The sequence below is a fragment of the Vibrio neptunius genome (assembly GCF_000967495.1).
Taxonomy (GTDB): domain Bacteria; phylum Pseudomonadota; class Gammaproteobacteria; order Enterobacterales; family Vibrionaceae; genus Vibrio; species Vibrio neptunius.
Genome location: NZ_JXXU01000060.1, coordinates 16,171 through 36,034, shown reverse-complemented (window position 1 = coordinate 36,034; position 19,864 = coordinate 16,171). Strand labels below are relative to the sequence as shown.

21 protein-coding genes are annotated in these 19,864 nt (G+C 45.0%); 8 read left to right on the top strand and 13 right to left on the bottom strand.

Annotated elements, in window-relative coordinates:
* Positions 1–624: 624 nt before the first annotated feature.
* Positions 625–1,941 carry a cation:proton antiporter gene (locus TW84_RS20085; protein WP_045977405.1) on the bottom strand — a complete coding sequence of 439 codons (1,317 nt, stop codon included), beginning with the start codon at positions 1,939–1,941 and terminating at the stop codon, positions 625–627.
* A 169-nt stretch (positions 1,942–2,110) separates the two neighbouring features.
* Here TW84_RS20085 and metH point away from each other — a divergent pair, with 169 nt between their 5' ends.
* A complete protein-coding gene (gene metH / locus TW84_RS20080) occupies positions 2,111–5,788 on the top strand; it encodes a methionine synthase (protein ID WP_045977404.1) in 3,678 nt (1,225 codons plus the stop codon).
* 63 nt (positions 5,789–5,851) lie between these two features.
* Here the strand turns inward: metH and mgtE are convergent, their stop codons facing one another.
* The 12 genes from mgtE to TW84_RS20020 form a co-directional block, all read right to left on the bottom strand.
* Positions 5,852–7,207 carry a magnesium transporter gene (gene mgtE / locus TW84_RS20075; protein ID WP_045977403.1) on the bottom strand — a complete coding sequence of 452 codons (1,356 nt, stop codon included), beginning with the start codon at positions 7,205–7,207 and terminating at the stop codon, positions 5,852–5,854.
* A 111-nt stretch (positions 7,208–7,318) separates the two neighbouring features.
* Entirely contained in the window at positions 7,319–7,597 is a 279-nt protein-coding gene (locus TW84_RS20070) for an HPr family phosphocarrier protein (RefSeq protein ID WP_045977402.1), read from the bottom strand.
* A gap of 3 nt (positions 7,598–7,600) precedes the next feature.
* On the bottom strand, positions 7,601–8,464 hold the full coding sequence (gene rapZ, locus TW84_RS20065; protein ID WP_045977401.1) for an RNase adapter RapZ: 864 nt from the start codon (positions 8,462–8,464) through the stop codon (positions 7,601–7,603).
* Positions 8,464–8,910, bottom strand: coding sequence for a PTS IIA-like nitrogen regulatory protein PtsN (gene ptsN / locus TW84_RS20060; protein WP_045977400.1), 447 nt, complete (start codon positions 8,908–8,910; stop codon positions 8,464–8,466). Before ptsN ends, rapZ begins: the two co-directional genes overlap by 1 nt.
* Before the next feature lie 5 nt (positions 8,911–8,915).
* Positions 8,916–9,203 (bottom strand): ribosome hibernation promoting factor, encoded by a 288-nt coding sequence (gene hpf / locus TW84_RS20055; RefSeq protein WP_045977399.1) that lies wholly within the window; start codon positions 9,201–9,203, stop codon positions 8,916–8,918.
* Positions 9,204–9,226: 23 nt separating this feature from the next.
* Positions 9,227–10,687: an RNA polymerase factor sigma-54 gene (locus TW84_RS20050; protein WP_045977398.1), complete on the bottom strand. Its 1,461-nt coding sequence runs from the start codon at positions 10,685–10,687 to the stop codon at positions 9,227–9,229.
* A gap of 51 nt (positions 10,688–10,738) precedes the next feature.
* Complete coding sequence (gene lptB / locus TW84_RS20045; RefSeq protein ID WP_045977397.1) at positions 10,739–11,464, bottom strand: LPS export ABC transporter ATP-binding protein; 726 nt, start codon at positions 11,462–11,464, stop codon at positions 10,739–10,741.
* A 2-nt stretch (positions 11,465–11,466) separates the two neighbouring features.
* Positions 11,467–11,964: a lipopolysaccharide transport periplasmic protein LptA gene (lptA, locus tag TW84_RS20040; RefSeq protein ID WP_045977396.1), complete on the bottom strand. Its 498-nt coding sequence runs from the start codon at positions 11,962–11,964 to the stop codon at positions 11,467–11,469.
* Positions 11,945–12,508, bottom strand: coding sequence for an LPS export ABC transporter periplasmic protein LptC (gene lptC, locus TW84_RS20035; RefSeq protein WP_045977395.1), 564 nt, complete (start codon positions 12,506–12,508; stop codon positions 11,945–11,947). The genes lptA and lptC overlap by 20 nt, the downstream gene beginning before the upstream one ends.
* Positions 12,505–13,062, bottom strand: a complete 558-nt coding sequence (kdsC, locus tag TW84_RS20030; RefSeq protein ID WP_045977394.1) for a 3-deoxy-manno-octulosonate-8-phosphatase KdsC — start codon at positions 13,060–13,062, stop codon at positions 12,505–12,507. Before kdsC ends, lptC begins: the two co-directional genes overlap by 4 nt.
* Positions 13,062–14,027: a KpsF/GutQ family sugar-phosphate isomerase gene (locus TW84_RS20025; protein WP_045977393.1), complete on the bottom strand. Its 966-nt coding sequence runs from the start codon at positions 14,025–14,027 to the stop codon at positions 13,062–13,064. The genes kdsC and TW84_RS20025 overlap by 1 nt, the downstream gene beginning before the upstream one ends.
* A 27-nt stretch (positions 14,028–14,054) precedes the next feature.
* Positions 14,055–15,026: a calcium/sodium antiporter gene (locus tag TW84_RS20020; RefSeq protein WP_045977392.1), complete on the bottom strand. Its 972-nt coding sequence runs from the start codon at positions 15,024–15,026 to the stop codon at positions 14,055–14,057.
* 235 nt (positions 15,027–15,261) lie between these two features.
* On the opposite strand from TW84_RS20020, the gene mlaF reads away from it, so the two are divergent.
* Genes mlaF through murA form a run of 7 tightly spaced genes read left to right on the top strand, consistent with a single transcriptional unit; the run spans position 15,262 to position 19,833 of the window.
* Complete coding sequence (gene mlaF, locus TW84_RS20015; RefSeq protein WP_045977391.1) at positions 15,262–16,056, top strand: phospholipid ABC transporter ATP-binding protein MlaF; 795 nt, start codon at positions 15,262–15,264, stop codon at positions 16,054–16,056.
* On the top strand, positions 16,056–16,847 hold the full coding sequence (gene mlaE, locus TW84_RS20010) for a lipid asymmetry maintenance ABC transporter permease subunit MlaE (RefSeq protein WP_045977390.1): 792 nt from the start codon (positions 16,056–16,058) through the stop codon (positions 16,845–16,847). Before mlaF ends, mlaE begins: the two co-directional genes overlap by 1 nt.
* 2 nt (positions 16,848–16,849) lie before the next feature.
* Entirely contained in the window at positions 16,850–17,341 is a 492-nt protein-coding gene (gene mlaD, locus TW84_RS20005; RefSeq protein WP_045977389.1) for an outer membrane lipid asymmetry maintenance protein MlaD, read from the top strand.
* Positions 17,342–17,343: 2 nt separating this feature from the next.
* On the top strand, positions 17,344–17,985 hold the full coding sequence (locus TW84_RS20000; RefSeq protein WP_045977388.1) for an MlaC/ttg2D family ABC transporter substrate-binding protein: 642 nt from the start codon (positions 17,344–17,346) through the stop codon (positions 17,983–17,985).
* Positions 17,982–18,290, top strand: coding sequence for an STAS domain-containing protein (locus TW84_RS19995; protein WP_045977387.1), 309 nt, complete (start codon positions 17,982–17,984; stop codon positions 18,288–18,290). The genes TW84_RS20000 and TW84_RS19995 overlap by 4 nt, the downstream gene beginning before the upstream one ends.
* A gap of 13 nt (positions 18,291–18,303) precedes the next feature.
* Positions 18,304–18,558 (top strand): BolA family iron metabolism protein IbaG, encoded by a 255-nt coding sequence (gene ibaG / locus TW84_RS19990; RefSeq protein ID WP_045977386.1) that lies wholly within the window; start codon positions 18,304–18,306, stop codon positions 18,556–18,558.
* A 9-nt stretch (positions 18,559–18,567) separates the two neighbouring features.
* Positions 18,568–19,833 (top strand): UDP-N-acetylglucosamine 1-carboxyvinyltransferase, encoded by a 1,266-nt coding sequence (gene murA, locus TW84_RS19985; RefSeq protein ID WP_045977385.1) that lies wholly within the window; start codon positions 18,568–18,570, stop codon positions 19,831–19,833.
* The last annotated feature ends 31 nt before the right edge of the window (positions 19,834–19,864 follow it).

Below are 19,864 nucleotides of genomic sequence, written 5' to 3'. Positions count from 1 at the left end.
CCCTAACAGCAATGTTAGGGTTTTTTCGTATATGCGGTATTATTTTTGAGTCTGTGACCAATGGTTCCCAATTAGAAATAGGCCCGAACTAGGCATCCCCAAAGTTTGCAACTTCTTGAGAAATGGGGGGCGTTTAGAGCACAACTACTCTCTTACGGGGAGTGAGCTCAACTTGAGCACAGAAGACCGTAGCTCATACTTATTCCCGACCTCAACAGCTATGCTGGGTAACTGGTTGCAAGTGCGTAGTTATTTTGCTCGTTGGCTAATGAGTTTATACATACTGCAGGACTAGTGACCCAAGGTTTACCGAGAAACTTAAGCTTTGCAGTTGATCTGTTATTGGAAAACTATTTACTTAAAGATTGACTGACGGCTCTATAACTAGTTGTGGAGGCGAAACAAAAGTGAATTTACCGCCATTTGCGCATAGACCAGTATAGGAACTTGGTTCTTGGTGAAAGTCATAATCGACTTCTATCTACAGATAATTACAATCTGCTCAAACAGCTTTCCACCCTATTGATTCCAGCCCTGAAAGTGAATAAGCGCCCATCTCTGTTTATCGCCAGATAACAAAAAGCCGCTCATAGAGCGGCTTTCAAATGGGTAATTCGATATTGGTTATTCTTTATCAGATGACTCCACTGAGCTCGGCTCAGGCTGCATTTCTTTCTCTGCTTTCTTTGCTTTTTCTATCATAGGAGTGATTGTCGAACCTTGAACGAGGATCGAGAACACCACGACAGAATAAGTCATGACTAGAATGATTTCTTTTACGTCGATGAGTTTGTCTTGGATAACCCAAATCCCTGAAGGGATGGAGAGCGCCATCGCTAATGCTAGACCACCTCGTAACCCACCCCAAGTCAGAATTTTTACTGACCAAGGGTTGTACTGACGATGACGTTTAAATCCAATATATGAACAAAACACGCTTAGATAGCGAGCAGCGAGTACTAATGGAACTGAAAACGCCATGAGAATCCAATCTTCCTTATGGAATTCAAATAGCAACATCGACATACCGATTAATAGGAACAGAACGCCGTTGAGGAACTCATCGACCAGCTCCCAGAAGTGATCGAGGTGATCTTCACTTTCTTTAGAGAATCCGATAAATCGGGTCCAGTTCCCGATCATAATACCGGATACCACCATCGCTAATGGTCCTGAAACGTGCAGAACTTCAGCAAACGCATAGCCAGCGGTCGGTATACCTATGGTCAGTAGTAACTCCATAGAGTGGTCATCGGTCGCACTGATAAGGTAGTGGAACAGCAGGCCAAGTGCAAAACCATAGACGATACCGCCAATGGCTTCCTGAATGAACAGCATTGTCACGCTGCCGACCGTTGGTGCTTCAGTGCCAAAAGCGATCGTAAACAGGGTGACAAAAATGACGAGGCCAAAACCATCGTTAAATAAGGACTCACCTTCGATCTGGGTCGAGATACGTTCCGGCGCATCCAGCTTTTTTACGATAGCCAGTACTGCAATTGGGTCAGTTGGAGAGATTAATGCACCAAATAATAGGCAGTAAACTAAGTCGAATTGCACGCCTATCAAATGGCAGAAACCATAAAGTGCGAAACCAATAAAGAAGGTCGAGAACAGTGTTGCTCCAAGCGCGAGCACTGTAATTTCCCATTTTTGGTTTTTAAGGTGAGGGAGTTTAATCCCCAAACCGCCTGCAAATAGAAGAAAGCCTAAGATCCCTTTCAGCAAAAAATCTTCGAAGTTAATGCTCGACATTGTCTTCGAAGCAATTTCTGTCAAATGGAACCAGTTGTTTTGACCTGCAATAAGAATAAGAAGAGATAAAACCATTGAGCCAGCTGTGATGGCAATTGTGGTTTGCATTTTACCTATCTTGCTGTTTACAAAAGCGATTAACATTGCTGCTGCGGACAGAAAACAGAGAGTGTAATAGACCGACATTGGATACCCAGGATGTAACAAATTATGAAGGAGAATTTTGTTCTCGACGTGATTAAATAGCAAACACTTTTTTGTCATGTAGAGGTGATTAATTTAGTCATTTAGACGTCTAGACTCCTTTTTAATGTGTGATAGGATGGAAAGATAACTAAAGGAATGAGGCTGTAGTGTGGGAAGTAATGTGAGACAACAGATAGAAGCTCAACTAAGTAAGCGCATCTTACTGATAGATGGTGGTATGGGGACCATGATCCAGAGCCATAAGCTGGAAGAAGCTGACTATAGAGGTGAGCGTTTTTCCGATTGGCATTGTGACCTGAAAGGCAATAATGATCTTTTGGTTCTGACACAGCCCAAATTAATTAAAGATATCCATGCTGAGTATTTGGAAGCTGGCGCGGATATTCTTGAGACCAACACATTTAACGCAACGACCATCGCAATGGCTGACTACGATATGGAAAGCCTGAGTGAAGAAATAAACTTTGAAGCTGCTAGGCTCGCTCGCGAAGTGGCAGACGAGTGGACGGAAAAAACGCCAGATAGGCCACGCTATGTGGCGGGTGTTCTCGGCCCAACGAACCGTACTTGTTCGATTTCACCTGATGTAAATGACCCCGGTTATCGCAATGTTACGTTTGATGAGCTAGTTGCTGCGTATTCCGAATCGACGCGCGCCTTAATTAAAGGTGGCTCAGACCTCATTCTAATTGAAACGATTTTTGATACCTTAAATGCGAAGGCTTGTGCCTTTGCTGTCGACAGTGTTTTCGAAGAGATGGGTGTTAAATTACCGATCATGATTTCGGGAACGATCACTGATGCTTCAGGACGAACGCTTTCTGGTCAAACAACGGAAGCGTTTTACAATTCACTACGTCACGTTCAGCCGCTGTCATTTGGTTTGAACTGTGCTTTAGGCCCAGACGAGCTCCGTCCATACGTTGAAGAAATGTCACGTATTTCAGAAAGCTTTGTCTCCGCGCACCCGAATGCGGGCTTACCGAATGCATTTGGTGAATACGACCTCTCACCAGAGGATATGGCCACGCACGTTAAAGAATGGGCGGAAAGTGGCTTCTTGAACTTAATAGGTGGGTGTTGTGGCACCACACCAGAACATGTTCGTCAGATGGCAGAGGCCGTTGAAGGTGTGGCTCCCCGTCAACTCCCAGACTTAAATGTGGCGTGTCGTTTGTCTGGTCTTGAGTCGCTAGCTATTGAAAAAGACACTTTATTCGTCAATGTTGGTGAACGAACTAACGTGACTGGCTCTGCTCGTTTCAAGCGCTTGATTAAAGAAGAGCTCTATGATGAAGCGTTAGAAGTTGCTCGGCAGCAGGTGGAAAATGGCGCTCAGATCATCGATATCAATATGGATGAGGGCATGTTGGATGCCGAAGCATGTATGGTGCGTTTCCTCAATCTGTGTGCATCTGAGCCAGAGATCTCTAAAGTGCCTATCATGGTCGACTCTTCTAAGTGGGAGGTTATTGAAGCCGGACTGAAATGTATTCAGGGTAAAGGCATTGTTAACTCTATCTCGCTCAAAGAAGGCAAAGAGAAGTTTATTGAGCAGGCTAAGCTAATCCGTCGCTATGGTGCTGCTGTCATCGTAATGGCGTTTGATGAAGTAGGGCAGGCAGAAACACGCGAACGTAAGCTTGAAATCTGTACCAACGCCTACCGTATTCTGGTTGATGAAGTCGGCTTCCCACCTGAAGACATTATCTTTGACCCGAATATCTTTGCTGTTGCGACAGGTATTGAAGAGCACAACAATTATGCGGTCGATTTTATTGGCGCTGTTGCCGATATTAAACGAGATTTGCCGCATGCGATGATTTCTGGCGGTGTGTCGAACGTCTCGTTCTCGTTCCGTGGTAATAACTATGTACGTGAAGCAATTCACGCCGTATTCCTTTATCACTGTTTCAAAAATGGTATGGATATGGGGATCGTCAATGCAGGCCAACTGGAGATTTACGACAACGTCCCAGAGAAATTGCGTGAAGCCGTAGAAGACGTGGTACTAAACCGTCGCGATGATGGTACCGAGCGCTTGCTCGATATTGCTGCTGAGTACGCAGGTAAAGGTGTCGGTAAGGAAGAAGATGCCTCTGCGCTTGAATGGCGTACTTGGTCAGTTGAGAAGCGATTAGAGCATGCATTAGTCAAGGGGATCACCGAGTTTATCGTTGAAGATACTGAAGAGGCTCGTGTTAATGCCAGTAAACCATTGGAGGTGATTGAAGGGCCGCTAATGGATGGCATGAATGTGGTCGGCGACTTATTTGGTGAAGGTAAAATGTTCCTTCCTCAAGTGGTGAAATCCGCACGTGTAATGAAGCAGGCAGTAGCGCATTTAGAGCCGTTCATTAACAAGGAAAAACAAGCGGGTTCTTCAAACGGTAAGATACTACTGGCAACAGTGAAAGGGGATGTTCACGATATTGGTAAGAATATCGTCGGTGTTGTACTGCAATGTAACAACTATGAGATCATTGATCTTGGCGTGATGGTGCCATGTGAGCAGATCCTCAAGGTCGCCAAAGAAGAGAATGTAGATATTATTGGTTTGTCCGGCCTGATTACTCCTTCATTGGACGAAATGGTGCATGTGGCGAAAGAGATGGAGCGTCTTGATTTCGATCTGCCATTACTGATCGGTGGCGCGACAACGTCGAAAGCACACACTGCGGTTAAGATTGAGCAAAACTACAAGCACCCAGTGGTTTACGTTAACAATGCTTCAAGAGCCGTTGGAGTATGTACTTCATTGCTATCTGACGAGCGTCGTCCTGAATTTGTTGAAAAACTTGATGCCGACTACGTGCGTGTACGTGATCAGCATAATCGCAAGAGACCGCGTACGAAACCTATCACTTTAGAACAAGCGCGAGCAAATAAAGTCTCGATTGACTGGGAAGCGTATACTCCACCAGAGCCAGCTAAACCGGGTGTACATGTTTTCGATGATTTTAAGGTAGCAACATTACGTGAATACATTGACTGGACTCCATTCTTTATGACCTGGTCTTTAGTTGGTAAGTACCCTGCCATTCTTGAACACGAAGAAGTCGGAGAAGAAGCAAAGAGGTTGTTTGCTGATGCGAATGAGCTGCTTGATAGGGTCGAACGAGAAGGTTTGCTTAAAGCACGTGGTATGTGTGCGTTATTCCCAGCAGCAAGTGTTGGAGATGATATCGAAGTGTACACCGATGAGTCGCGTACTAAAGTGGCTAAAGTATTGCACAATCTTCGTCAGCAGACTGAGAAGCCTAAAGGCTATAATTACTGTCTCTCTGATTACATCGCACCAAAATCTTCAGGTAAGAAAGACTGGATTGGCGCATTCGCGGTAACCGGTGGTATTGGAGAACGTGAACTCGCTGATGAATACAAAGCAGCGGGAGATGATTACAACGCGATTATGATTCAAGCTGTGGCGGATCGCTTGGCTGAAGCTTTTGCTGAGTACCTGCATGAAAAAGTACGTAAGGAGATTTGGGGATATTCTGCGGATGAAGATCTTTCTAACGATGATCTGATTCGTGAAAAATATCAAGGTATTCGCCCAGCTCCAGGTTATCCAGCCTGTCCAGAGCATACTGAGAAAGATCCACTTTGGGAGTTGCTCAAAGTGGAAGAGACGATTGGGATGTCTTTGACCAGCAGCTATGCAATGTGGCCAGGAGCATCTGTATCAGGGTGGTACTTCTCTCACCCAGATTCACGTTACTTTGCGATCGCGCAGATCCAGCCTGATCAGGTCGAAAGTTACGCTGATCGTAAAGGTTGGGATAGGTTAGAAGCTGAAAAGTGGTTAGGACCAAATATTAACTAATTCTCTACAAGTTGGATCAAAAAAGCACAGCAAAAGCTGTGCTTTTTTATTGATGATTACCTATCAGATCATAATGGTAGCAAGACCAAGAAACACTGAGAGGCCAATCACATCGGTGACTGTGGTTAAGGCCATCCCTCCGGCCAAAGCAGGGTCGATATTCATTTTCTTTAATAAGATAGGGATGGTGACACCGGCGATTCCGGCGACCAGAAGGTTGGTTAACATGGCTGCGGAAATAATCCCGCCGAGCATCCAGTTACCTTTCCATGCTATGACGATACCACCAATGATCAGTGCCCACATGATACCGTTCAACAGGCCGATTGCTGCTTCTTTCATTAGCAGCTCGCGTTTGTTGGCATCACCGATATGGCCCAATGCGAGGCCTCGGATTACCAGAGCAACAGTTTGGTTGCCTGCCACGCCGCCCATAGAAGGAACGATAGTCATCAAAACAGCAATGGCCGCCATCTGATTTAATGTGGCTTCAAACATGTTTGAAACTGATGCCGCCGCAAGCGCAGCTAACACGTTTGCACCTAGCCAGATACTACGCTTACGAGCCGACTTAACCACTGGTGCAAAGGTATCTTCATCATCGTCCATACCCGCCATACTCATCATGGAGTGTTCCGCGTCTTCACGAATTACATCCACCACGTCATCAATGGTAATACGACCGACAAGATGCTGGTTCTCGTCAATGACGGGAGCGGAAACCCAGTTACGGCGCTCAAACAGGCTGGCAATATCGGAATCGCTCATGGTGACTTCGATGGCTTCGTCCACATCTTGCATCACTTCAGAGACTTTGATATCGGGTTGGGTAGTGATTAGGGTCGTGATCGGCAATTGACCGAGCAGCTGGCTGTTCTCATCTATCACATACAGTGCGTCGGTTGCTTCAGGCAGCTCCCCTTTCATACGCAAATAACGCAAGACGACATCGACATCGACATCACCACGAATGGTGATTACGTCGGTGTTCATCAGTCCGCCAGCGCTATCCTCAGGGTAAGAAAGCGCGGTTTCCACTCGCAAGCGATCGGCGGTGTCCATTTGGGACAGAACTTCACGTGAGACATCGTCTGGTAGACTACGTAAAACGTAAGCAACATCATCAGTGTCCATGCCCTCTGTCGCTTCGGCCAGCATTTCGGGTTCCATTTTAGAAACCAGAGCATCTTTGACGTCTTCGTTCAATTCATCGAGGATTTCACCGTAATCTTCGGGATCAGTAAGTTGCCAAAGGACTTCACGACTTTTACGTGGAGAGGCTTCTAAGAGATGGGCAATATCTTCTGGTTCCATGTCATGAAGCTGACGACGGACATGGACAAATCGACCATTTTCTAGAGCTTCAGTGACTTCTTGGAGGGCTTGGTGAGCTTGGTCAAATTCAATTTGCTCGGCCATACATTCCCCCTAACTCTATTTGCTTACAATGCGTCGAATAGTAACTTAATTTTAGTGTTTATTTAATAAGTTAATATGAAGGTAGTGATTTTTCTTGTATCAGTGGAAAAATTATTCTGCTTCTTCGAACTTGGCTTCAATTAACTGGCAGACCGCTTCAAGGGCAGGATTGGCATCATTGCCTTCAGCGTTAATGGTGACATGCTCGCCTTGAGCGGATTCGAGCATCAATAAACCCATGACGCTGTCAGCGGTTGCCTCTTTACCTTCATGGTTTTGAATGGTGAGAATAGCGTCGAAAGACTGGGCTAGTTCGACGAGTTTAACAGCAGCGCGAGCATGGAGCCCCAGTCTGTTCTGAATGAGGACGGTTCTACTCTGTTGCTGCATACGCTATTCCTTATGTATTTTCTCTAATGTAGTGTGGCGAATTTGGACCTGATGACCCATTTTTGCGAAGTAGTCGCCAATTTGCTGAGTGAGGTAAACAGAGCGATGTTTACCTCCTGTGCAGCCAATTGCTACGGTTAAATAACTACGGTTGTTTTTTTCTAATAATGGCAGCCAGTTTTCGATGAATTTCTGGATCTGCTGTTTAAGATCCAATACATCTTGATGACTTTCCAGAAAAGATTTAATCGGTGTATCGAGCCCCGTCATTGGACGCAATGCGGGTTCCCAATGTGGGTTTGGCAGAAAACGCACATCAAACACATAGTCTGCATCACTTGGCAAGCCATACTTAAAGCCAAATGACTGAAATACCATCACTAAATCTTTGCGTTCTCGACCTTCAACGCGCATGCGAACAGTCTCACTTAAGTCATGTAGTGATCGGTTGCTGCTATCGATGATCAGATCGGCATGCTCTTTCAATGGGGAAAGAATACAACGTTCTTTTTCAATGGCTTGTTCAAGTGAGGTATTTTCGAGACTGAGTGAAAGAGGGTGTATACGCCTCGTTTCACTGTAGCGTTTGAGCAACGTGTCTTTTTGGGCATCTAAGAACAGTACACTGACATCTGACGACTTCTTTAACCTAGTCAGAACATCAGTAACTAAATTGGGTTCTGTTGGCAGGTTACGGATATCAATACTGACTGCTACGTTTTGTTTGCTAGATTTTACCGATTTAACGAAATTATCGAGCAAATTTACTGGCAGGTTATCGACGCAGTAATAACCTAAATCTTCGAGTACGCGCAGAGCGACGCTTTTTCCCGCACCAGATTGACCACTGACGACAATGAGGCGCATTACTGATTCACCATAATGGCATAAAGTTCTTCGTCGGACTGAGCTTTGCGTAGCTGTTTGAGAATCTGTTTGTTATTTAATCGCTCTGCCATGCTAGACAGGGTTTTGAGGTGCTCCTTGCACTGTGCGTCAGGCACAAGCAGGGCAAAAAGAAGATCAACAGGGCGATTATCTATCGAGTCAAACTCGACAGGGGATTGGCATTGAATAAGAACCGCAACAGCTTTGTCGCTGGATTGCATACGAGCATGAGGAATGGCTATGCCATTTCCGATGCCAGTACTACCCATCTTTTCTCGGCTAAGCATGCATTCGAAAAGTTCGGTAGAGTTTTGTCCGGTCTGCTCAGCGACGATTTCACTGATCATTTCCAGAGCGCGTTTTTTACTGGTACATTGGACCGCACTTTTGGTGCAGTCCAATGAAAGGATTTCGCTTAATTGCATGGTATCTAGTGGGTATTTAGTTTTGCTTTATGCTTGTTGAGCTGCCTAACCAGTTTGTCAACAAGAGCGTCGATAGCGGCATACATGCTTTCTTCGTCGGCAGATGCATGAATTTCGCCCTGATTTACGTGAAGGGTAGCTTCTGCGATTTGACGGAGTTTTTCAACTTTTAAAACAACATGAACGTTATTTATGTGGTCAAAGAAACGTTCAAGCTTTTGAAACTTTTCGTTTACGTAGTCTTGCATTGAATCGGTGAGATCAACGTGTTGGCCATTAATATTGATTTGCATAGACTTTCCTTCTCGTTTAGTGCCTAAAGCAGGCGTTTGCGCTGACTGGAAGGGGCAATGCCTAGTGATTCTCGGTATTTAGCTATTGTTCGTCTAGCGACCTGAATCCCTTGGTCAGCGAGTAGAGCTGCAATCTTGCTGTCACTCAGCGGTTTAGCACTGTTTTCAGCAGCTACGAGCTTTTTAATTAGGGCTCTAATTGCAGTTGATGAACATTCTCCACCATTATCGGTACTGACATGGCTGGAGAAGAAATACTTTAGTTCGAAAATACCACGAGGCGTATGCATGTATTTTTGAGTAGTGACCCGTGAAATTGTCGATTCGTGCATGTCGACATCTAATGCGACGTCGTTGAGCACCATTGGTTTCATCGCTTCTTCACCATACTCGAAAAAATCGCGTTGATGTTCAACAATGCACTTAGCAACTTTGAGTAGTGTCTCATTTCTACTTTCTAAGCTCTTAATGAGCCATTTTGCTTCCTGCAGGTTTGAGCGAATATATTGGCTATCTGAATTGTTGCCTTTGCCTAGCGCTGCGTATTGTTGATTGACTTTAAGGCGTGGTACGGAGTCTGGGTTGATAGTGACCACCCATTTACCATGATCCTTAAACACAGAAACATCAGGAATGACATATTCTGCATGCTCAGCTGAGATGCGGCTTCCGGGTCTAGGATCGAGCTGCTGAATAAGCTTGAGTGCTTCTTTAAGTTCAGCTTCTTTCAGTTTGGCTTCTTTAATTATTAACTTGTAATCACGATTTCCCAACTGTTCTATGTGGTCAGTTAGTACTAACTTAGCTTCTTTGAGCCACGGTGTGTCTTCAGGAAAGGTCGCTAATTGCAAGAGCAGGCAATCTTGCAGATTGTGTGATGCTACGCCGAGTGGATCAAATTGCTGGATTCGTTTGCGAACCGCTTCGATTTCATCTAATTCGATTTCTTCGTGATTGAAACTTTCTAAAATATCGCCAGTGGAAATGGTTAAGTAGCCATAGTCATCGATTGCGTCTATGATTGCCATCGCTATGGTGCGGTCTGTCTCGCTAAAAGGTGTCAGATCCAATTGCCAAGTCAGGTAGTCATGCAGTGATTGCGTAGTTTCACCCTGATAAACAGGGGTGTCGTCATCAAGAGCAATTCCTGTACTGCCTGTGTTAGCGCTATAGACATCTTCCCAAGTGGTATCAATCTCAAGTTCATTGCTGATTTCAGATTTTTCGATAAGCTCTGAACTGTCTTTGACTTCAGGCTCTGTCACTTCAGCACTTGGTTCTTTTTCCTCACTCGCTGACTTATCTTCAACATTTGAGGTCTCGTCGCCGCCTTCTTCTACTTCTAGGAGAGGATTAGAATCCAAGGCTTCCTGAATTTCCTGTTGAAGATCTAACGTTGACAACTGCAGCAAGCGGATGGCTTGCTGAAGCTGTGGGGTCATCGCTAACTGCTGTCCTAGCTTGAGTTGTAATGAGGGTTTCATTCAGTATTACTTGCCTTAGATGCTATAGAATCTTACCGTTCTTCACTTTAATCATAGACGGAATTGTTCGCCGAGATAAACTTGTTTTACCTGTTCGTTGTTAAGCACTTGTTCTGGTGTGCCTTCTGCAATCAGGTGTCCTTGGCTCACAATATACGCTTTTTCACACACGTCTAATGTTTCACGGACGTTGTGGTCGGTAATCAAAACGCCTAGCCCGCGATCACGCAGATGTTCAATGATTTTCTTAATATCAATGACCGATATTGGGTCAACACCCGCGAAAGGCTCGTCCAGTAAGATAAATTGTGGGTTCGCAGCCAAAGCTCGAGCGATTTCAACACGACGACGTTCACCCCCTGATAGTGCCATACCTGCACTGTGGCGAATGTGCTGAATGTGGAATTCTTCCAATAAGTCTTCCAACTTATCTTGGCGTTGCTCACGGGTTAGCTCTTCACGTGTTTCTAGTACCGCCATGATGTTATGCTCAACTGACAATTTACGGAAGATAGATGCTTCTTGTGGGAGATAGCCAATACCCATGCGAGAACGACTATGCATCGGTAGAATACTGATATCTTGACCGTCAATAGTAATTGACCCTTCATCGCGAGCTACCAAGCCGACAATCATATAAAACGAAGTGGTTTTACCTGCTCCGTTCGGACCAAGCAAACCTACAATTTGTCCTGAAGTGACTTCTAGACTGACGTCAGTAACTACTTTGCGATTTCCGTAGGTCTTTGCTAAATGCTCTGCTTTGAGTTTTGCCATAATTATTCTTGCACTGCTTGTGGCTGAAGAACTGTTGAGACGCGGTCGCCTTTCTCTTTACCATCAGCAATGAGCTTTTGAGAAGAGATTTTATAGCGGATTTTGGTACCACGAATAACACTATCGTCTTGGGACAACATCGCTTTATCTATCATTGTGAGTTGATCGTCTACCATGACGTAGTAAAGCTCTTTTGCTTCACCGTAGAGGGTTTTTCCATCATCAGTAAGCTGTGAGAAAGTGGCTAAATCGCCGTATCCTTCGATTTCTTGAATAGACCCGTCACTAGGGTCGCGAGTCACGATGACTTTATCGGCATTAATATTTATGCTGCCTTGCTTGAGCTTCACGTCACCAAGAAAGGTCACTTTGTTGCTCTGCATATCAAGCTGTTGGCTGTCTGAATCGATGTAGACAGGCTGATCTTGATCGGTAGACAGCGCCAGAGCATGCCCAGAAATCAGCAAACAAGAAATTAGACTAAGGTGTGAGAGTTTCATATCTACCCTGTACGTGTTTGTAGAGGATGGCGTTGTTTTCAGCAAAGTTGCCTTTCATTGCCTGACCTACTGTTTCAAACTGAGGACCAACCAAGGTCACTTGGTTGTCTGCCCAAAAATCGCGATTATCCAACTGGATGCCGAGTACATCCGTTGACATGGTGTCAAAGCCAGAATCTGGCAATAGGTTTTTCGCCAATACGTTGTCATATAATGTCAGCACATGATCTTGCCCTAGAATGCCTCGGTCAGCAGTGACCTCCCACTCTTGGGTTGTGCCTTCTTTGTATACTTTTAAGACTGGTTGATCAAAAAAGGTATCACCACTTTTTGCATAGTGATCGAGTTTAACGGATGTGATGATGTAGCTGCGAATACCTTCCTGGTTGTATGAGGTATTCACTAAATCTTCACCGCTAAACATGGGTAGCTCGGTATCCGGTTCTACCTGAATGTCGTACCCCTGTCCTTTATCAAATAGGTAGTAAGTCGACCAACAGATAACAAATGCCAGTATCAGGTAACCGATACGGGATAAACTCATATACTTAGACCTTTGTGGACATCAAGTTCATTGCGTGCTTGTAAAATGAGGTCACACACTTCTCTGACTGCACCGTGTCCGCCACGTATTGAAGTGACGTAATTTGCGCGTTGAGCCAGGAGTGGATGTCCGTCAGCGACACAGACTTTTAAAGCTACTTTTTCCATGACAGGCCAGTCAATAAGATCATCACCTATATAGCCGGTGTGCTCTGGCGCAATATTCAATTTGCTGCAAATGTCCTGATAAGCTTTTACTTTATCGTCTTGCCCTTGGTAAATCAGTGATATTCCCAGAGCCTTCATGCGATTCTCGACAATACGTGATTGTCGACCAGTGATAATAGCGATTTTGATGCCCGCATTCATCAAAGATTTAACGCCGTATCCATCTCGTGTATGAAATGTTTTTAGCTCTTCTCCATCATTACCCATGTAAATAAGACCGTCAGAGAAGACGCCATCGACATCGCAGATTAACAATCTAATTTCTTTGGCAATGTTAAGCGTGTTTTGTTCCACTGGTTTATACAGGGTTTCAATTAATTTCGACATCACATCACCCCCGCTTTTAACAAATCATGCATGTTTAATGCACCGACAACCTTACCGTCTAGGCATAGAATTAAGCCATTAATGCTTTTCTGCTGCATAAGATTTAGGCCTTCAGCAGCAAGAATGTTCGGACTGGCGGTCGTAGGGTTGGTCGTCATCACTTCACCAATCAATGCACTGTGAATATCAATTCGCTTATCGAGAATACGGCGTAGATCGCCGTCAGTGAAAATCCCTACTAGATGCTGGTGGCTATCAACAACGGCAGTCATTCCTAAACCTTTCTGGCTGATTTCCAGCAATGCTTCTCGGACTACAGTATCTGGTGTGACTAAAGGTAGTTGATCATCCGTGTGCATGATGTCTGATAGTTTAAGCAGCAACTTTCTGCCTAATGCGCCACCGGGGTGCGAGAGGGCAAAATCTTCAGCGGTAAAACCGCGAGCCTGCAGCAAAGCAACCGCCAGTGCGTCACCCATGGCCAATGTCGCGGTGGTACTTGCTGTTGGTGCTAATCCCAGTGGGCAAGCTTCTTTGGGAACCGTGATCTGTAAGTGAAAGTCAGATAGCTTCGCCATAGTCGAGCTTGGCTTGCCTGTCATGCTAATGATTTTGATGTTGAGGCGCTTCAAAACAGGAAAAAGCCCTAAGATTTCGGCTGATTCTCCTGAGTTGGAGATCGCAAGCACGATATCACCAGATTTGATCATTCCCAAGTCGCCATGAGCGGCTTCACCTGGGTGAACAAAGAATGCGGATGTTCCAGTGCTAGCTAGTGAGGCGGCAATTTTATTACCAATATGTCCTGATTTACCCATCCCCATGACAGCAACCTTACCTTCTCTATTGGCAAGAATGAGTTCACAGGCTTGGATGAAATCCTCATTAAAATATTGATCTAGCTGCTCAAGGGCTTCGATTTCTGTTTTTAGTACTTCAAGAGCAGCAGAGCGAAAATCAAACATGTCACACTCCGGCAGGCAAAAATAAAGTTAAGCTGTCATGTTCAGGATGAGATATCCTTGATAAGCAATAAAACAGCAGAATAATACAGCACCTTCAGCTCGGTTGATACTACGAGATTTACCCAATGCCATTGCAACCAACAACAATGAGACGCCTAGCATTATCCAAAAGTCTCGCCCCATTGCATATTCACTAAGAGTGGCAGGGTTGAGGATGCCTGGAATGCCCATGACTGCGAGAATATTGAATACGTTAGATCCAATGATATTGCCAACGGCCATATCGTCTTCGCCCTTCATGACACCCGCTAGTGAAGCTGCGAGTTCTGGTAAACTGGTACCTACAGCAATGATGGTTAAGCCGATAACAAGATCACTCATACCGTAGTATTGGGCGATAAATACAGCGTTGGTCACGAGCGTATCTGCGGCGACCGGCAGGAGTACCAAACCAATCACAACCCATATTGCTGCTTTACCATTACTGACGCCTTCTGGTATTTCTGACTCTTGTTCTACTAATAGCGGATCATCACTGCCCGCTTTTTTCTCCTTTTTGCTGATGCGCAGCATAGCGATAATAAAGGCCGCAAACAGAACGAAAAGAAGTACGCCTTCGTAAAAACCTAAGTGGCTGTCCCACAGTAAGATACCAGCCAAAATCGTTACGCCAATCATAAGTGGTAGTTCTCGGCGTAATACTGCTGAGCTGATTGAGAGAGGTTTGATCATCGCTGTGATGCCAAGAATCAGCGCAATGTTGGCAATATTAGAGCCTAAAACATTGCCTACCGCAGTATCGGTTTTTCCATCAAGAGCGGCGGTTGCTGATACCATCATTTCAGGTGCTGAAGAGCCCATTGCTAGAATGGTCATACCGATCACCAGTGGAGATATTCCGACATTTCGGGCTAGAGCCGCGGCGCCAAAAACAAGCTTATCTGCACTCCATACCAGAATGACTAATCCTACGACTAGAAACGCAATGGCTTCAAACATGATGATCCTTAATTTTGTGTACAACGGGACAAATTTAACCGTTAATTTTGACGGTTTAGGGGCGAAAAGGGAAGCAATTAATTATTAACTATTTAAATTGATGGCGATTATATGTGGCTACAATGAAACCGACTTCTAATATTAACAGGTCTACCATATTTAATTGAACAGTGCTTTTAATTTTCACACAATGTGCTTATGATTGCCCATTCTAAGCGCTAAGTCAGGGTCCAACATGTCCTCAGTAGATCTCGTAACCATTAAAAATCTGACTTTTTCCCGTGGGGAAAGGAAGATATTTGATGATATTAGCTTACAGGTGCCAAAAGGTAAGGTCACCGCCATTATGGGGCCTTCAGGTATAGGCAAGACGACGTTACTCCGTCTGATTGGTGGTCAGATTTATCCAGAGCGAGGTGAGGTGTGGTTTGATGGTAAGAATATTCCGTCACTCAGCCGCAAAAAATTGTACAAAGAGCGTAAGAAAATGAGCATGTTATTCCAATCTGGAGCCTTGTTCACTGATCTTAACGTGTTTGACAATGTTGCCTTTCCACTTCGTGAGCATACCGACTTAAATGAAAGATTTATTCGAACCTTAGTACTACTCAAATTAGAGGCGGTGGGGCTTCGTGGGGCTTCTCAGTTGATGCCAAGTGAGTTGTCGGGTGGAATGGCTCGTCGAGCCGCACTAGCCCGTGCCATCGCCCTTGACCCAGAACTGATTATGTACGATGAGCCTTTTGTGGGGCAAGATCCGATCACTATGGGAGTGTTGGTGGAGCTGATACGTAACCTTAATCAAGCACTCGGTGTGACTTCTATCGTTGTTTCTCATGATGTGCCTGAAGTGATGAGTATCGCCGATTGGGTCTATATTCTGGCTAACGGTAAAATTATAGCTAAAGGGTCGCCACAAGCCCTGCGTGATAACCCTGATCCACAGGTTCAACAATTTCTCAAAGGAGACGCGGATGGCCCTGTACCATTTCGTTATCCAGCTCAGTCTATAGAGAAGGAGCTATTCTGATGGTTTCTGGCTTCGCGAATTTTGTCGCATCAACAGGACGCAGAGCGATGGGTGTTTGTGAGTCGTTTGGCCGTGCTAGCTTAATGCTCCTTGGTGCGCTAGCTTCTCGTCCACGTCCAATCCAAAACTTCCCTTTGCTGGTAAAACAACTCTACAGCGTTGGCGTTCAGTCTCTGATCATTATTGTACTGTCTGGCTTATTTATTGGCATGGTATTGAGCCTACAGGGTTACGTCATCTTGGTCGATTTTGGCGCTGAAGGCGCCTTGGGCCAGATGGTAGCCTTGTCACTCCTGCGGGAACTGGGGCCTGTGGTAACAGCATTGCTATTTGCTGGGCGAGCGGGTTCTGCATTGACGGCTGAAATTGGCCTAATGAAAGCCACAGAGCAGCTGTCCAGTATGGAAATGATGGCCATCGACCCATTAAAACGAGTGATAGCACCGCGTTTTTGGGCTGGTGTAATTTCTATGCCAATGCTAGCCATGATTTTTATGGCTATCGGTATTTGGGGTGGCCAGTTAGTGGGGGTTGATTGGAAAGGTATTGACCACGGTAGCTTTTGGTCAGCCATGCAAGCTTCTGTTGAATTGGGGCAAGATATTGGTAACAGCATGATTAAGAGTCTAGTGTTTGCCATTGCCGTAACTTGGATAGCACTGTTTAACGGTTACGATGCCATTCCCACTTCGGAAGGTATTAGCCGTGCAACGACACGCACTGTCGTACACTCTTCATTGGCGGTACTAGGCTTAGACTTTGTACTGACTGCATTGATGTTTGGGAACTAAGTATGCAACAAACAAGAAAAACTGAATTATGGGTCGGCAGCTTTGTCCTTGCTGGAATTTGCGCAATTCTAGTGATGATTTTTCAAGTCGCTGACGTAAAGGGCATTGGCTCAAATGATACTTACTCACTGAAAGCAGAGTTCGACAATATCGGCAGTCTTAAAGTCCGCTCGCCAGTGAAAGTGGGTGGTGTTGTTATTGGGCGAGTGACGGACATTGGGTTAGATACTGAAAACTTGTTACCTGTCGTGACGATGGCGATTAACAGTCAATTTGACCAATTTCCAGAAACTTCCAGCGTTAAGATTTTAACTTCTGGCCTTATTGGCGAGCAGTACATTGGTTTAACGCCGGGCTTTGTTTTTGATGACGAGCAAATGCTGGTGGAAGGTGACTATATTGAAGACACTAAATCCGCTCTAGTGTTAGAAGACTTGATCGGCCAGGTGCTGTACAGCGTTGGCGGTTCTGATTCGGCTAAAGAAGAGGAATAATCATGCTGAAAAAGTTAGTACTTACTTTAGTGACATTTGCTTTGTCGAGCACCGCTTGGGCGGCTCAAATAGATAAAACCCAGCCTTACCAGATGATGAAACAGGTGTCTGAGCAGGCATTTGCCAGACTGAAAGCTGAGCAAGATAAAGTACATCAGGATCCGGATTACCTCAAAGTGATTGTTGAGGAGGAGCTGATGCCATACGTCAATGAAAAGTATGCAGCACTTAAGCTTTTAGGTCCTAACTTGAAAGGGGCAAAGCGAGAGGATGTTGGTACGTTCATTGAAGCATTTCGAGCTTATCTTGTCAGTTCGTATGCTCAGGTACTAACTCAGTACACTGACCAAGATATCGAGTTTGGCCCAGAACCAAAGTCCAGTCCGAAGAAAAGCATTGCTGGCGTGAAAGTTGAAATCATTGATGCACCACGTCCAAACATCAAACTTGAGTTTAAACTCCGGAAGGATAAAAAGACTGGTGAATGGAAGGCGTTTGATATGATCGCTGAGGGCATTAGCCTATTGTCAAGCAAACAGTCTGAATGGAGTGGGAAATTACGTCAGGAAGGCATTCTTGCAGTAGCAAAAGATTTAGAAGATCTCGCGGCGAAGCCAATTCGTTTTGAAGGTAAAGCACAATGAGCACTGAGCAGTGGTTACGTTTGTCTGACAGCCAATACCAAATTACTGGGTCGCTAGATAGAGAGTCAGTACCTGCCCTATGGCGCTCTTTATGCAACTGGAAAACAACCAGCTCGACGATTGAAATCAGCTTAGAAAAGATTGAAAGAGTTGATTCAGCGGGTATGGTGATGCTAATTCATCTATTAGAGCATGCAAAAAAGCAAAACTGTCATATAATGCTCAGCTTCGTGCCAAAACAACTGCTAACTTTATTTCAGTTGAGTAATATCGAAGAGCTTATCGATGGGCATTTAAAGAATTAAACAGGGGTAAATTGTGGATAGCGCAAAAGTACAACAGATTTTAGAAGAAGCACTTAGCCTAGAAGAGTTACACGTTAAAGGTGAAGGCAGCCATTACGAAGTGGTCGCTGTTGATGCTAGCTTCGAAGGAATGAGCCGCGTTAAGAAGCAACAAATGATTTACGCTCCATTGATGGAATATATCCAAAGAAATGACATCCATGCCGTTTCCATTAAAGCTTACTCACCAGAAGAGTGGGCACGTGATAAGAAGTTGATGTCACTGTAAGGGTTAATGATGGATAAGTTTAGAGTAAAAGGGTCAAAACAACCTCTGGTTGGTGAAGTCACTATCTCTGGTGCGAAAAACGCAGCATTGCCAATTCTTTTCGCCTCTATATTGGCAGAAGAGCCCGTTGAAGTCGCGAACGTTCCGCATCTACGTGATATTGATACGACGATGGAATTGCTCAAGCGTTTAGGTGCTAAAGTAGAACGTAATGGTTCTGTACATGTTGACCCGAGCAGTATTAATGAATATTGCGCTCCTTATGATTTAGTGAAAACGATGCGTGCATCTATCTGGGCATTGGGTCCATTGGTGGCGCGTTTTGGTCAAGGTCAAGTATCTTTACCTGGCGGTTGTGCTATTGGTGCACGTCCTGTGGATCTGCATATCCATGGGCTAGAGCAGCTAGGTGCCACGATCATACTGGAAGATGGTTACGTTAAAGCTAGTGTGGATGGTCGTCTGAAAGGTGCGCACATTGTGATGGATAAAGTCAGCGTTGGCGCAACCATCACGATTATGTGTGCAGCTACGTTAGCCGAAGGTACCACGGTACTTGACAATGCGGCGCGAGAGCCTGAAATTGTTGATACGGCTGAGTTCCTGAATACGCTTGGTGCTAAAATTTCTGGTGCTGGTACTGATACGATCACCATTGAAGGGGTTGAACGTCTAGGTGGTGGGCAACATGCTGTTGTTGCTGACCGCATTGAGACAGGAACTTTCCTTGTTGCCGCGGCCGTTTCAGGCGGTAAAGTTGTGTGTCGCAATACTAAGGCTCAACTCCTTGAAGCTGTGTTGGCTAAGTTGGAAGAAGCTGGTGCCAAAGTGGACACTGGTGAAGACTGGATTTCAGTTGATATGACAGACCGAGAACTGAAAGCGGTGACAGTACGTACAGCGCCGCACCCAGGTTTTCCAACAGACATGCAAGCTCAGTTCACTCTACTGAATTTAATGGCTAAAGGCGGTGGTGTGATCACAGAAACTATTTTTGAGAACCGTTTTATGCATGTACCTGAACTAATGCGTATGGGGGCTAAAGCTGAAATCGAAGGCAACACTGTGATTTGTGGTGATGTAGAAGAACTCAGCGGTGCGCAAGTCATGGCGACGGATTTGCGTGCTTCAGCGAGCTTGGTTATCGCAGGCTGTATTGCGAATGGTGAGACGATTGTTGATCGTATTTATCATATCGATCGCGGCTACGATAAAATCGAAGATAAATTGTCTGCTCTCGGTGCCAATATAGAACGATTTCGGGACTCTAACTAAGTTCAGCTAACATTTGTAAGCCGAAACGAGA